Here is a 13,609-nt window from a genome sequence, read left to right as displayed (position 1 = left end):
CCCCTTGGAAGAACGGCTGTCCGCTACATACACCTCAGGACGCCCAGACCCCGGAGATGTCCTTCGCGCCCGCCGCGTTCCCCGCATGGCTCGAAAGCCCCTGCGTGTCCTCGATCGTCCGCAGCAGGTCGTAGTGGTTGTACGTGGTCGCCGACGACGACCCTGCGGTCACCGGCTGCCCGTACAGCACCGTCGGGATCCGGTTCCCGGCGAGCCGGTTGTCCTCGTCGAAGGTGACGACGAGGAGGCTGTTGTGGGTCTTGGCCCAGCTCGCGTACGCGCCGAGGTTGTTCTTCAGCCAGGTGTCCCCGGTCCCGACCGAGCAGTCGTGCATGTCGCTGCACAGGTTCGGCACCACGAAGGAGACGTCGGGCAGGGCCGAGTAGTCGGTGGGGAACTGGGCGAACGTCTTGGCCGTGGAGGTCGGGACGTTGCTGAAGCCGAACCACGGGTTGTGCTTGCGCGCGTAGTCGCCGCTGCCGCACGTCGTCGAACCCTGGCTCGGCAGCGTCTCGTTGTAGCTGGCCCAGGTGCGGCCGGCCGCGATCAGCTCGGAGGCGAGGTTGGCGGCGGAGGAGAAGCCGGGGGTGTAGCAGCTGTCGTCGGTGATCCCCTGGGTCGAACCGGAGAACAGGGCGAAGTAGTTGGGCTGGCTCGGGTGCGTCTCGGCGTACGCCTGGGTGAGGTTGGCGCCGCCGGAGACGAGGGAGTTGATGTACGGCGCGCTGGAGGAGCCGATGACCTGGTTGTAGGCGTGGTTCTCGAACATCACCACGACCACGTGATCGGGGGACGGTACGGCCGCCGCCGCGTGGGCGGAGTCCTGGCCGAAGCCGGTCCAGACGCCGGCCGCGGCGGCGGTGAGAGCGGTGACGGACGCCAAAGCGGTGAGCGCACGGCGCAAAGGGGTGGTGCCGGACACATCGACCTCCGGTGGGGGGTGAGGCGGAGCTGACGGTGCGGGCAGATCATGTACACGCTAAAAATCGAGCGTACGACTTCGGCGGCCCACCCGGATGAAGTCCGCGTGAACTGCCGTGACGCGAACGCCCCCTGCCGCACGGACCGGCGCTCACCCCACCCCGGAGCGTTACGCTCGACGTTGATCGACCCGCCGTACGCCCGTGACAGCCAGGAGGCCGAGGATGACCGTGCCCGGTCGCCGCAGCAGCACCTTCAGCCGCCTGCTCCGGCACGGATTCACCGACCCCTCCGCCGCCGAACGCCTCCTGGACGGCGACGGACTCACCGCCGTCCGCAACGACCCGGTCCTCCTGGAGGCCCTCGGCGCGACCGCCGACCCCGACCTCGCCCTCCAGGGCCTCGCCCGCCTCCTGGAGGCCCAGCCCGGACCCACCGCCCGGCGGGAACTGCTCGACACGGTGATAGCGGCCAAACCGCTGCGCGACCGGCTGCTGGGCGTCCTCGGCTGCTCCGCCGCCCTCGCCGACCACCTCGCCCGCCACCCCCGCGACTGGGAGGTCCTGGTCACCTACGAGCCGCGCGACCTCCACCCGGGGGTGGAGGAGTTCGCCCGCGGACTCGCCGGCGCCGCCGACCCCGTCGCCCTGCGCGTCGCCTACCGCCGCTGCCTGCTCTCCATCGCCGCCCGCGACGTCTGCGGCACCACGGACCTCTCCGAGACCGCCGCCGAACTCGCCGACCTCGCCACCGCGACCCTGCGCGCCGCCCTCGCCCTCGCGAGCGCCGCCGCCCCCGCCGACGCCGCGCTGTGCCGGCTCGCCGTCATCGCCATGGGCAAGTGCGGCGGCCACGAGCTGAACTACGTCTCCGACGTCGACGTCATCTTCGTCGGCGAGGCCGCCGAGGGCGCCGACGAGGGGAAGGCGCTGCGGGCCGCGACGAAACTCGCCTCGCACATGATGCGGATCTGCTCGGAGACGACCGTCGAGGGCACGATCTGGCCCGTCGACGCCAACCTCCGCCCCGAGGGCCGTAACGGACCCCTCGTACGCACCCTCTCCAGCCACCTCGCCTACTACCAACGCTGGGCGAAAACCTGGGAGTTCCAGGCCCTCCTCAAGGCCCGCCCGGTCGCCGGCGACCTCACTCTCGGGCAGGCCTACGTCGACGCGCTCGCGCCGATGGTGTGGCAGGCCGCCGAGCGGGACAACTTCGTCGCCGACGTGCAGAAGATGCGCCGCCGCGTCGTCGAGAACATCCCCGCCGCCGAGGTCGACCGCGAACTCAAACTCGGCCCCGGCGGGCTGCGGGACGTCGAATTCGCCGTCCAGATGCTCCAGTTGGTCCACGGCCGCGCCGACGCCTCGCTGCGCAGCGGGACCACCCTGAACGCCCTCCAGGCCCTGGCGACGGGCGGTTACGTCGGCCGCGCGGACGCCGTCCAGCTCGACGAGGCGTACCGGTTCCTGCGCTCCATGGAACACCGCATCCAGCTCTACCGGCTGCGCCGCACCCACCTCGTCCCCGAACAGGCGGAAGACCTGCGGAGGTTGGGCCGCTCGCTGGGCCTGCGCGCCGACCCCGTCGCCGAGTTGACCCACGAATGGAAGCGGCACTCGGGCGTCGTACGGCGGCTGCACGAGAAGCTGTTCTACCGGCCGCTGCTCGACGCCGTCGCCCAACTCGGGCCCGGCGAGGTCAGGTTGAGCCCCGAGGCGGCCCGCGAACGGCTCGTCGCCCTCGGGTACGCCGACCCCGCCGCCGCCCTGCGCCACCTCGAGGCGCTCGCCTCCGGCGTCACCCGCAAGGCCGCCATCCAGCGCACCCTGCTGCCCGTCCTGCTCGGCTGGTTCGCCGACTCCGCCGACCCCGACGCCGGACTGCTCAACTTCCGCAAAGTGTCGGACGCGTTGGGCAAGACCCCTTGGTATCTGCGGCTGTTGCGCGATGAAGGCGCCGCCGCCGAGAACCTCGCCCGCGTCCTGTCCGCCGGGCGCCTCGCCCCCGACCTCCTCATGCGCGCGCCCGAGGCCGTCGCCCTCCTCGGCGACGGTGACGGCAGCGGTCTGGAGCCGCGCGGGCGCGCCCAGCTGGAACAGGAGATCCTCGCCAACGTGGGCCGCGCCGACAGCGGCGCCGACGGGGTGCGCGCGGCCCGCGGGGTGCGCCGCCGCGAGCTGTTCCGCACCGCCGCCGCCGACATCGTCGACTCCTACGGCACCGAGACCAACCCCGCCGAACCCGACCAGGGCGCCCTCGTCGACCGCGTCGGCGCCGCCGTCTCCGACCTCACCGCCGCGACCCTCGCCGGCACCCTGCGCGCCGTCGTCCGCGACGGCTGGGGCGACACCCTGCCCACCCGGTTCGCCGTCATCGGCATGGGCCGCTTCGGCGGCCACGAACTCGGCTACGGCTCCGACGCCGACGTCGTCTTCGTCCACGAACCCCGCGACGGCGTCGGCGAGCAGGAGGCCGCCCAGGCCGCCAACAAGGTCGTCTCGGAGATGCGCCGCCTCCTGCAACTCCCCAGCGCCGACCCGCCGTTGCTCATCGACGCCGACCTGCGCCCCGAGGGCAAGTCAGGACCGCTGGTGCGCACCCTCAAGTCGTACGAGGCCTACTACCGCCGCTGGTCCCTGGTCTGGGAGTCGCAGGCGCTGCTGCGGGCCGAACAGGTCGCCGGGGACGAGGAGTTGGGCGCCCGCTTCATCGCACTCGTCGACCCGCTGCGCTATCCGGCCGAGGGGCTCGGCGACGACGCCGTGCGCGAGATCCGGCGGCTGAAGGCGCGGATGGAGTCGGAGCGGCTGCCGAGGGGCGCCGACCCGAAGCTGCACACCAAGCTGGGGCCCGGCGGGCTCTCCGACGTCGAGTGGACCGTACAGCTCATCCAGCTGCGCCACGGCTGGTCGCGGCCCGGCCTGCGCACCACCCGCACCCGCGAGGCGCTGGCCGCCGCCCGCGCGGCGGACCTGATCGACGCCGAACACGCGGCCGTCCTGGACGAGGCGTGGGTGCTGGCGACGCGCGTGCGCAACGCGGTCATGCTGGTGCGGGGGCGGGCGGGGGACACCTTCCCGACCGAACCGCGCGAACTGGCGGCCGTGGGGCGGTACCTGGGGTACTCGGCGGGCCATGTGGGAGACATGCTGGACGCGTACCGGCGCACCGCACGGCGGGCCCGGGGGGTCGTGGAGGAGCTGTTCTACGGGGGCTAGGTCCCGTCGGGCACCGTCTGCGGCAGCGTGTACGGCAGCGATCCGTACCACAGCCGGGCGACCGTGAAGCCGAAGGCCAGGCAGATCATGCCGCCCACCGCGTCCAGCCAGAAGTGGTTGGCGGTCGCGACGATCACGGTCAGTGTCGCCATCGGGTAGAGCAGGCCGAGCACCCGCACCCACGGGATCTTGGCCAGCGCGAAGATGGTCAGGCCGCACCACAGGGACCAGCCGATGTGCATGGACGGCATCGCGGCGTACTGGTTCGACATGTGTTTCAGATCGCCGGAGGCCATCGAGCCCCACGTCTGGTGGACGACCACCGTGTCGATGAAGTCGCCGCCGTTCATCAGGCGCGGCGGGGCGAGCGGATACAGGTAGTAGCCGACCAGAGCCACCGCGGTGGTCGCGAACAGGACGAGCCGGGTCGCCGCGTACCGGCCGGGGTGCCGGCGGTACAGCCACACCAGGACACTGAGCGTGACGACGAAATGGAGCGTGGCGTAGTAGTAGTTCATCCCGACGATCAGCCAAGTCACCGAGTTCACGGCGTGATTGACCGACTCCTCGACGGCGATCCCCAGATCGTGCTCCACCCGCCAGATCCAGTCGGCGTTGCGCAGCGCCTGCGCCTTCTGTTCGGGGACGGCGTTGCGGATCCGGGAGTACGTCCAGTAGCTCACCGCGATCAGCAGGATCTCGAACCACAGCCGCGGCCGGCGGGGGGTGCGGATACGCCGGAACCGGGCCGTGACGGGATGAGGAAGGGCCTGATCACGGCCTTCCGGACTGGTCACGGTGGTTTCGCCCATGGACATGAAGTCTGCCAGAAAACGACTGTCCACCCGATCATCCCTTGGGTGGGTTCACCCCGCACGTCCTACGGCGAACAGACCGGGGCGAACTACACCCTGGGTACGAGAAGGCCCTTTCAGTCGCCCCGGGTCCGCGCCGACGCCGTCGACCCCCGTACCACCAGCTCCGGCATGAACACGAACTCGCTGTGCGGCGCCGGCGTCCCCCCGATCTCCTCCAGCAGCGTCCGCACCGCCGCCTGCCCCATCGCCGGGACCGGCTTGCGCACGGTCGTCAGCGGCGGGTCGGTGAAGGCGATCAGGACGGAGTCGTCGAAACCGACCACGGACACGTCCCGGGGCACCGCGAGCCCCCGCTGCCGGGCCGCCCGGATCGCGCCGAGCGCCATCATGTCGCTGGCGCACACCACGGCCGTGCAGTCCCGCCCGATGAGCGCGTCCGCGGCGGCCTGCCCGCCCTCCAGCGTGTACAGCGAGTGCTGGACCAGCTCCGTCTCGACCACGGCGGCCGCGAGCCCCAGCTGGTCCTGCATCGCGCGGACGAAACCCTCGATCTTGCGCTGCACCGGCACGAACCGCTTCGGCCCGAGCGCGAGCCCGATCCGGGTGTGCCCGAGCGAGACGAGATGGGTCACCGCGAGGGTCATGGCGGCCCGGTCGTCGGGGGAGATGAACGGCGCCCGCACCTTCGGCGAGAACCCGTCGACGAGCACGAACGGCACGCCCTGCGCCCGCAGTTGCTCGTAGCGCTGCATGTCGGCGGTGGTGTCCGCGTGCAGTCCTGAGACGTAGATGATGCCGGCGACGCCCCGGTCCACCAGCATCTCCGTCAGCTCGTCCTCGGTGGAGCCGCCCGGCGTCTGGGTCGCGAGGACCGGCGTGTACCCCTGCCCGGTCAGCGCCTGGCCGATGACCTGGGCCAGCGCCGGGAAGATCGGGTTCTCCAGCTCGGGGGTGATGAGACCGACGAGGCCCTCGCTGCGCTGGCGCAGCCGTACCGGGCGCTCGTAGCCGAGGACGTCGAGGGCGGCCAGCACGGACTGGCGGGTGGTGGCGGCGACGCCCGGCTTTCCGTTGAGGACCCGGCTGACCGTCGCTTCACTCACCCCCGCCTGCGCGGCGATGTCGGCAAGCCGTGTGGTCACAGACGTCGACTGTACCGGCCGGCGCCGGCCGCGCTGCTGTGGCATCGCGCTCCTCATGAAAGTGGTGGCAAGAGCTTGCAGAGTCTTTCATAGGTGCGAGCCGCTTGATCAGGGGCCTGCGGGGGCGGACTTGACAGGTTTCTTGCACTTTTTTTCTGCAAGGTCTTTCGTACGGCTTGCAACGCTGTTACGTTCCCTGACGCCTACCCGGGCATCACCCAAGGAGAGACACATGCGGCGTGGCAATGCGGCCACCGTGCTGGTGGCGACCGTCGCCCTCACGGCGACGGCCTGTGGCGGCGGCGGCGACGGCGGCGGCAAGACGTCCGGCCCGGTGACCATCACCTGGTGGGACACCTCCAACGCCACCAACGAGGCCCCCGCCTACCAGGCGCTCGTCAAGGAGTTCGAGGCCGCGAACAAGGACGTCAAGGTCAAGTACGTCAACGTCCCCTTCGACCAGGCGCAGAACAAGTTCGACACCGCCGCCGGTGCCTCCGGCGCCCCCGACGTGCTGCGCTCCGAGGTCGGCTGGACGCCCGCCTTCGCCAAGAAGGGCTACTTCCTCCCCCTCGACGGCACCCAGGCCCTCGCCGGCCAGGCCGAGTTCAAGCCCAGCCTGATCAAGCAGGCCCAGTACGAGGGCAAGACGTACGGCGTCCCCCTCGTCACCGACACCCTCGCCCTCGTCTACAACAAGTCCCTCTTCGCCAAGGCCGGCGTCGCCGCCCCCAAGACCTGGGACGAGCTGAAGACCGCCGCCGCGACCATCAAGGACAAGACCGGCGTGGACGGCTACTGGGGCTCCACCCAGGCCTACTACGCCCAGCCCTTCCTCTACGGCGAGGGCACCGACATCGTCGACGCGACCGCCAAGAAGATCACCGTCGAGTCCGCCGCCGCCAAGAAGGGGTACGCCACCTGGCTCGGCCTCTTCGACGGCAAGGGCCTGCACAAGGCCGACACCACCGCCGACGCCTACGCCCACATCCAGGACGCCTTCGTCAACGGCAAGGTCGCCGCGATCATCCAAGGCCCCTGGGAGATCACGAACTTCTATAAGGGCACCGCCTTCAAGGACAAGGCCAACCTCGGCATCGCCACCGTCCCCGCCGGCGGAGCCGGCAAGGCGGGCGCCCCCACCGGCGGCCACAACCTCTCCGTGTACGCCGGCTCCGACGCCGCGCACCAGAAAGCCGCCTTGCGCTTCCTGGACTTCATGACCTCCGCGCCGTCGCAGGCCGCGATCGCCCTGAAGAACTCCACCCTGCCGACCCGCGACGACGCCTACACCCCCGCCGTCAAGGCCGACCCGGGCATCGCGGGCTTCCAGACCGTCCTCGCCGCCGCCCAGCCGCGCCCCGCCCTCCCCGAGTACAGCTCCTTCCTCCCGCCGCTCGACACCGAACTGCTGAAGATCGCCGGCGGCAAGGAGTCCCTGGACCAGGGCCTCGCGAGCGCGGACCTAGCCATCCAGAAGCTGGTCCCGGACTTCAGCAAGTAGAGGCTGCGCAACCATGACCGTCGTCATCGACCGCGCGACCGGCAAGCGCCGCGGCGAGCGCGCCCCCCGGCCGGGCCCCGGGCAGCGCCTGAAGCGGGCCTACCAGCGGCACTGGTACGCCTACGCCATGATCGCCCCGGTCGCGATCGTCCTCGGCGTCCTCGTCCTCTACCCCCTGCTGTACGGCCTCTACCTCACCCTCACCGACGCAAACAGCCTCAACACCGCCCGCACGATCGGCGTCCACCACATCGACGCCACCTACAAGTTCATCGGCCTGCACAACTACGCCGACATCCTGTGGGGCCCGACCGCCTACGACCGCTTCTGGTCCCACTTCCTGTGGACCGTCGTCTGGACGGCCCTGTGCGTCACCCTGCATTACACGATCGGCCTCGGCCTCGCGCTGCTGCTCAACCGGAAGATGCGCGGCCGGACCCTCTACCGGCTGTTGCTCGTCCTGCCCTGGGCCGTACCGACGTTCGTGACCGTCTTCGGCTGGCGGTTCATGCTCGCCGACAGCGGCATCCTCAACACCGCCCTCGACGCCTTGCACCTGCCCACCCCGCAGTGGCTGGAGGACACGTTCTGGCAGCGGGCCGCCGCCGTCATGGTCAACACCTGGTGCGGGGTGCCGTTCATGATGATCTCCCTGCTCGGCGGCCTCCAGTCCATCGACAACTCCCTTTACGAGGCAGCCGAGATGGACGGCGCGAACGCCTGGCAGCAGTTCCGGCACATCACCCTGCCGGGCCTCAGAACGGTCAGCTCCACCGTCGTACTCCTCGGTGTCATCTGGACGTTCAACCAGTTCGCCGTCATCTTCCTGCTGTTCGGGAACACCGCGCCCGACGCGCAGATCCTCGTCACCTGGGCCTATTACCTCGGCTTCGGCCAGCAGCCGCGCGACTTCGCCCAGTCCGCCGCCTACGGCATCCTGCTGCTCGCCGTCCTGACCGTCTTCACCTCGTTCTACCGCCGCTGGCTGAACCGCGACGAGCAGCAAGCGATCTGAGGAGGCAGCCTTCATGAGTACGACGACCCGACCGCGCGGCACGGCCCGCCCGCTGACCTCCCTCGCCTCGCACGCGACCCTGGTCCTGGCCAGCCTCATCGCCCTGTTCCCGGTCGCCTGGCTGGTGTTCCTCTCGCTCGGCCCCGACAAGGACGACTACCTCCACCCCGGGCGCATCTGGTCCAAGATGACGCTCGACAACTACAGCTTCGTCCTGCGGCACACCAGCTTCTTCGACTGGCTGAAAAGCTCCCTCATCGTCTCCCTCGGCACGACCGTCCTCGGCGTCCTCGTCGCCGCCACCACCGGCTACGCCGTGTCCCGGATGCGCTTCCCCGGCTACCGCAGGTTCATGTGGGTCCTGCTGCTCACCCAGATGTTCCCGGTCGCCGTCCTGATGGTCCCGATGTACCAGATCCTCGCCGACCTCCAGCTCATCGACAGCTACCTCGGCCTGATCCTCGTCTACTGCTCCACCGCCGTGCCCTACTGCGCCTGGCTGCTCAAGGGGTACTTCGACACCATCCCCTTCGAGATCGACGAGGCCGGCCGCGTCGACGGGCTCACCCCCTTCGGCACCTTCGCCCGCCTCATCCTCCCGCTCGCCCGCCCCGGCCTCGCCGTCGCCGCCTTCTACAGCTTCATCACGGCGTTCGGCGAAGTCGCCTTCGCCACCACCTTCATGCTCGACGACAAGAAGTACACCCTCGCCGTCGGCCTCCAGAGCTTCGTCAGCGAACACGACGCCCAGCGCAACCTGATGGCCGCCACCGCCGTCCTCATCGCCCTCCCCGTCTCCGCGTTCTTCTACCTCGTCCAGAAGAACCTGGTCACCGGGCTCACCGCCGGTGGCACAAAGGGCTGACAAACAGCTGATTTTTACGAAACTCCCGCTCATGTCCTCCGATCCCTTTGATACGGATGGCCTGAGCCACGCCGATCCAGACCGAGCGACTAGCACAAGGACGCCATGAGCCAGCAGCACCCCGCAGCCGACCAGGCCCCGACGACCGCCGCCCCCGCCACCGCCCTGGCCCGCCGCCGGGACTGGTGGCGGGACGCCGTCATCTACCAGGTCTACCCGCGCAGCTTCGCCGACGCCGACGGCGACGGCACCGGCGACCTCCCCGGCATCCGCGCCCGCCTGCCCTACCTGCGCGACCTCGGCGTCGACGCCGTATGGCTCAGCCCCTTCTACGCCTCCCCGCAGGCCGACGGCGGCTACGACGTCGCCGACTACCGCGCGATCGACCCCATGTACGGCACGCTCCTCGACGCCGACGCCCTCATCCGCGACGCCCACGAACTGTCCCTGCGGATCATCGTCGACCTCGTCCCCAACCACTCCTCCGACCAGCACGAGTGGTTCAAACGCGCTCTGGAGGAAGGCCCCGGCTCCCCGCTGCGCGAGCGCTACCACTTCCGCCCCGGAAAGGGCGAGAACGGCGAACTCCCGCCCAACGACTGGGAGTCACTGTTCGGCGGACCCGCCTGGACCCGCACCCCCGACGGCGAGTGGTACCTGCACCTCTTCGCCGCCGAACAGCCCGACTTCAACTGGGACCACCCGGCCGTCGGCGACGAGTTCCGCTCCATCCTGCGCTTCTGGCTCGACATGGGCGTCGACGGATTCCGCGTCGACGTCGCCCACGGCATGGTCAAGGCGCCAGGACTGCCCGACATCGGCCACGGCGAACAGGTACGCCTGCTGGGCAACGATGTCATGCCGTTCTTCGACCAGGACGGCGTCCACGCCATCTACCGGCAGTGGCGCACCATCCTCGACGAGTACTCCGGCGACCGCATCTTCGTCGCCGAGGCCTGGACCCCGACCCTGGAGCGCACCGCGAACTACGTGCGCCCCGACGAACTCCACCAGGCCTTCAACTTCCAGTACCTCAGCACCTATTGGGACGCCGAGGCGCTGCGCGAGGTCATCGACCTCACCCTCGCCGCGATGCGCCCCGTCGGCGCCCCCGCGACCTGGGTCCTGTCCAACCACGACGTCACCCGGCACGCCACCCGCTACGCCAACGAACCCGGCCTCGGCACCCAGCTCCGGCTCGCCGGCGACCGCGCCCTCGGCCTGCGCCGCGCCCGCGCCGCCTCCCTGCTGATGCTCGCGCTGCCCGGCTCCGCGTACGTCTACCAGGGCGAGGAACTCGGCCTCCCCGACGTCGTCGACCTGCCCGACGAGGCCCGCCAGGACCCCGCGTACTTCCGCGCCGACGGGCAGGACGGCTTCCGCGACGGCTGCCGGGTGCCGATCCCCTGGACCCGCGAGGGCAGCTCCTACGGCTTCGGCCCGGGCGGCAGCTGGCTGCCGCAGCCGGCCGGCTGGGGGGAGCTGAGCGTGGCCGCGCAGGAGGGGGCCGAGGGGTCGACGCTGGAGCTGTACCGGACCGCGCTGGCCGTCCGGCGCTCGCATCCGGACCTCGGGGCGGGGGACTCGGTGGAGTGGCTGAAGGCGCCGCAGGGTGTACTCGCCTTCCGGCGGGGGGAGTTCGTGTGCGTCGCGAACACGACCGGGGGGGCGGTGCATGTGCCGGCGTACGGGCGGGTGCTGGTCGCCAGCGGGGAGGTCGAGGAGGGGGCCTCGGAGAGCAAGGTGCCGGGGGACACGACGGTGTGGTTCGGGGCCGAGTAGTCCTGGATGTACGGGAGTTGGCCGGCTCTCCCGGGAGAGCCGGCCAATTTGCTTCACGGGGTCCGCTACTTCCAGGTGTCGCTGACCGAGTACCCCGTCGAACCACCCGTCGTGTACGACCGGTTGGCCCCCGACTCCCACGTCACCGCCCCCGAGGCGTCCTTCTTCAGGTACTTGTACGCGAAGGCGGTGCTCTTCGGCACGATGACCGTCCTGGACCACACCGGGTACGACGCGGACGACAGCGGGATCGCGTCGGCGGTGTTCCAGGAGCCCAGCGAGGCGATCGAGCCGACGACGTAGACGTTGGTGCCCGAGACCGTGGTGGCGTTCTCGTTGAAGGTGACGTCGGTCGCGTCCGCGTTCGCCACGTTCCAGGAGTTGTTGAGGGTGAGCGCCGAAGTCCCGCTCGTGGCAGTCCTGTTGGCGTTCGACTCCCAGGTCACGGTGCCCGAGGAGTCCTTCTTGATGTACTTGTACTCGAAGCTGGTGCTGGTCGGTACGGACACTTGGCCCGACCAGACCGGGTAGCCGCTCGACGACAGCTGGATCGCCTTGGAGGTGTCCCAACTGCCCAGCGCGGCAAGGGAACCGACGACGTAGACGCTGGTGCCGGACGTCGTCGGCGCGTACGCGTTGAAGGTCGCGGCGACCGTCGACGAACCGCCACCGCCACCGCCGCCCGGGGTCTGGCAGGTGATCGGGCAGGTATAGGTGCCGTTGAAGAAGGCGATCGCGCCCTTGGCGGGGACGGTCAGCGAGGCGCTGCCGCCGGAGACGGTGACGGTGGTGCTGCCGCCGTCGATGACGTTCTTGTAGGTGCCGTCGGCCATCCCGGTCGTGAAGGAGTAAGTCGCCGCGGAGGAACCGTTGTTGACGGCGAAGAAGCCCTTGCCTGAGCGGCCGAACCCGATCACGCTCGACGACTTGGTCTGCCAGTCGGAGACCGCCGCCTGGTCGGTCGCGTTGTGCCAGGCGACCATCCCGACCACGGCCGTGTCCCGGTTCAGGCAGTACCACTGGCCGCCGGAGCAGTCCGTGTCCGTCACGAACCCGGCCGAGTTCGGCGGCGCCTGATCGCTCTGCGTCCACTCCCAACTCGCGTACACGGTGGGCGTCGACCACTTGTAGGCCAGCTGGAAGAGGTTCGCCAGCCGGTAGGTGTCGCCGTCCTTGTACGACAGGTGCAGGCCGTTGCGCTCGGTGTCGTGGTTCGTCACGAACGACACCGAGTTCGCGGCCGGGAGGATGCCGCTGCCCGAAATCGACGCCAGGTCACTGACGTTGCCCTGGAACGCCGACTTCAGCTTGCTCGCGTAGGTGAAGTCCAGGACGTCACCGGAGGGGTAGTAGTCGGCCGGCTGCGGGGTCGAGCCGGGGTAGATCTCCTGGAAGACGTAAGGGGCCGTCCCTGACGTGGTGTTGGTGAGCTTGCCCTCGATCGCCTTGAGGTCGGTCTCCGGGATGTGCTTGGCCGCGTCCACCCTGAATCCGTCGACGCCCAGGGCGAGTTGGGAGTTCAGGAAGTCGGCGAGGCCCGCGCGGACCGAGTCCGACTCGGTCTTCAGGTCGGGCAGGCCCAGGAGTTCGCAGTTCTGGACCTGCGTGAGGTTGGAGTAGTCCTGGATGGTCAGGTCGGACGTGGGGCACTGCGAGGAGTCGTGGTAGTCGCCCCGGCTCCAGTTGGGCGTCGCGTACTTGTTGCTGATCGTCGTCCCGTTGTAGCCGGTCCCGGTCTGGGCGGCCGTGTGGTTGATGACGGCGTCGGTGTATACCTTCACGCCCGCCGTGTGACACGCGTCGATCATCGCCTTGAACTTCGCCGCTGTCCCGAAACGGCTGTTCAGGCTGTACGAGTAGGGCTGGTAGACGTCCCACCAGTAGTACGACGGCTGCTTCAGCGACTCCTGGGGCGGCGCGACCTGCACGGCGCCGTAGCCGGCCGGGCCGAGCACGTTGGTGCACTCGGACGCGACCGAATCCCAGTTCCACTCCCACAAGTTGGCGATGACATCGCCTCTCGCGGTCGGGGCGGCCGAGGCCTGGGCGGCGGGCAGGGCGATCGCACCGGCCAGCGCGAGGGCGCCGGCGGCGGCCAGGTGTCCGGTGCGGCGGACAGCGCCTTTGGATCTGTGTGGGGTCATGTGCGGCTCCGTCACTCAGAGTTGGGGGGAGGCAACGGTGTACTGCAAGGGGTTACAACCCGTGAGATTGAGCCAGCGGAGAAGGGCACGTCAAGGCCGCGGTTGAAATTTCTTTCCGTGTGTTGCAGACATCTTGCAGTAACACTTGCGACGGGGATACGGTCACGCGGGGTTGTAGTAACCGCCAGGCGAACGCT

The 13,609-nt window shown here is 69.8% G+C and carries 9 protein-coding genes; 5 read left to right on the top strand and 4 right to left on the bottom strand.

The window, feature by feature from the left end; genetic code table 11:
- Window positions 1-34: 34 nt before the first annotated feature.
- Entirely contained in the window at window positions 35-922 is an 888-nt protein-coding gene (locus tag ACYUD3_RS18260; protein ID WP_470970869.1) for an alkaline phosphatase family protein, read from the bottom strand.
- Between the two features lie 223 nt (window positions 923-1,145).
- Here ACYUD3_RS18260 and ACYUD3_RS18255 point away from each other — a divergent pair, with 223 nt between their 5' ends.
- Entirely contained in the window at window positions 1,146-4,142 is a 2,997-nt protein-coding gene (locus tag ACYUD3_RS18255; protein WP_470970866.1) for a bifunctional [glutamine synthetase] adenylyltransferase/[glutamine synthetase]-adenylyl-L-tyrosine phosphorylase, read from the top strand.
- On the opposite strand, the gene ACYUD3_RS18250 is transcribed toward ACYUD3_RS18255, so the two are convergent.
- Entirely contained in the window at window positions 4,139-4,954 is an 816-nt protein-coding gene (locus tag ACYUD3_RS18250) for a phosphatase PAP2 family protein (protein WP_470970863.1), read from the bottom strand. The two genes, ACYUD3_RS18255 and ACYUD3_RS18250, sit on opposite strands and share 4 nt — an antisense overlap.
- 119 nt (window positions 4,955-5,073) lie before the next feature.
- Window positions 5,074-6,102 (bottom strand): LacI family DNA-binding transcriptional regulator, encoded by a 1,029-nt coding sequence (locus ACYUD3_RS18245; protein ID WP_470970861.1) that lies wholly within the window; start codon window positions 6,100-6,102, stop codon window positions 5,074-5,076.
- A 232-nt stretch (window positions 6,103-6,334) separates the two neighbouring features.
- On the opposite strand from ACYUD3_RS18245, the gene ACYUD3_RS18240 reads away from it, so the two are divergent.
- From ACYUD3_RS18240 to ACYUD3_RS18225, 4 genes are all read left to right on the top strand, one after another.
- Window positions 6,335-7,606, top strand: a complete 1,272-nt coding sequence (locus ACYUD3_RS18240; protein ID WP_470970858.1) for an extracellular solute-binding protein — start codon at window positions 6,335-6,337, stop codon at window positions 7,604-7,606.
- A gap of 13 nt (window positions 7,607-7,619) precedes the next feature.
- Window positions 7,620-8,621, top strand: a complete 1,002-nt coding sequence (locus ACYUD3_RS18235; RefSeq protein WP_470970855.1) for a carbohydrate ABC transporter permease — start codon at window positions 7,620-7,622, stop codon at window positions 8,619-8,621.
- Between the two features lie 13 nt (window positions 8,622-8,634).
- Window positions 8,635-9,486, top strand: coding sequence for a sugar ABC transporter permease (locus ACYUD3_RS18230; protein WP_470970853.1), 852 nt, complete (start codon window positions 8,635-8,637; stop codon window positions 9,484-9,486).
- Between the two features lie 105 nt (window positions 9,487-9,591).
- Window positions 9,592-11,268 (top strand): glycoside hydrolase family 13 protein, encoded by a 1,677-nt coding sequence (locus ACYUD3_RS18225; RefSeq protein WP_470970850.1) that lies wholly within the window; start codon window positions 9,592-9,594, stop codon window positions 11,266-11,268.
- A gap of 65 nt (window positions 11,269-11,333) precedes the next feature.
- On the opposite strand, the gene ACYUD3_RS18220 is transcribed toward ACYUD3_RS18225, so the two are convergent.
- Window positions 11,334-13,412, bottom strand: coding sequence for a carbohydrate-binding module family 20 domain-containing protein (locus tag ACYUD3_RS18220; protein ID WP_470970848.1), 2,079 nt, complete (start codon window positions 13,410-13,412; stop codon window positions 11,334-11,336).
- Window positions 13,413-13,609: the final 197 nt, after the last annotated feature.

Source organism: Streptomyces sp. AMJ-169 (assembly GCF_055597585.1).
Note: the sequence above shows the minus strand (reverse complement) of the source record. Positions and strands in the feature narration are given on the sequence as shown.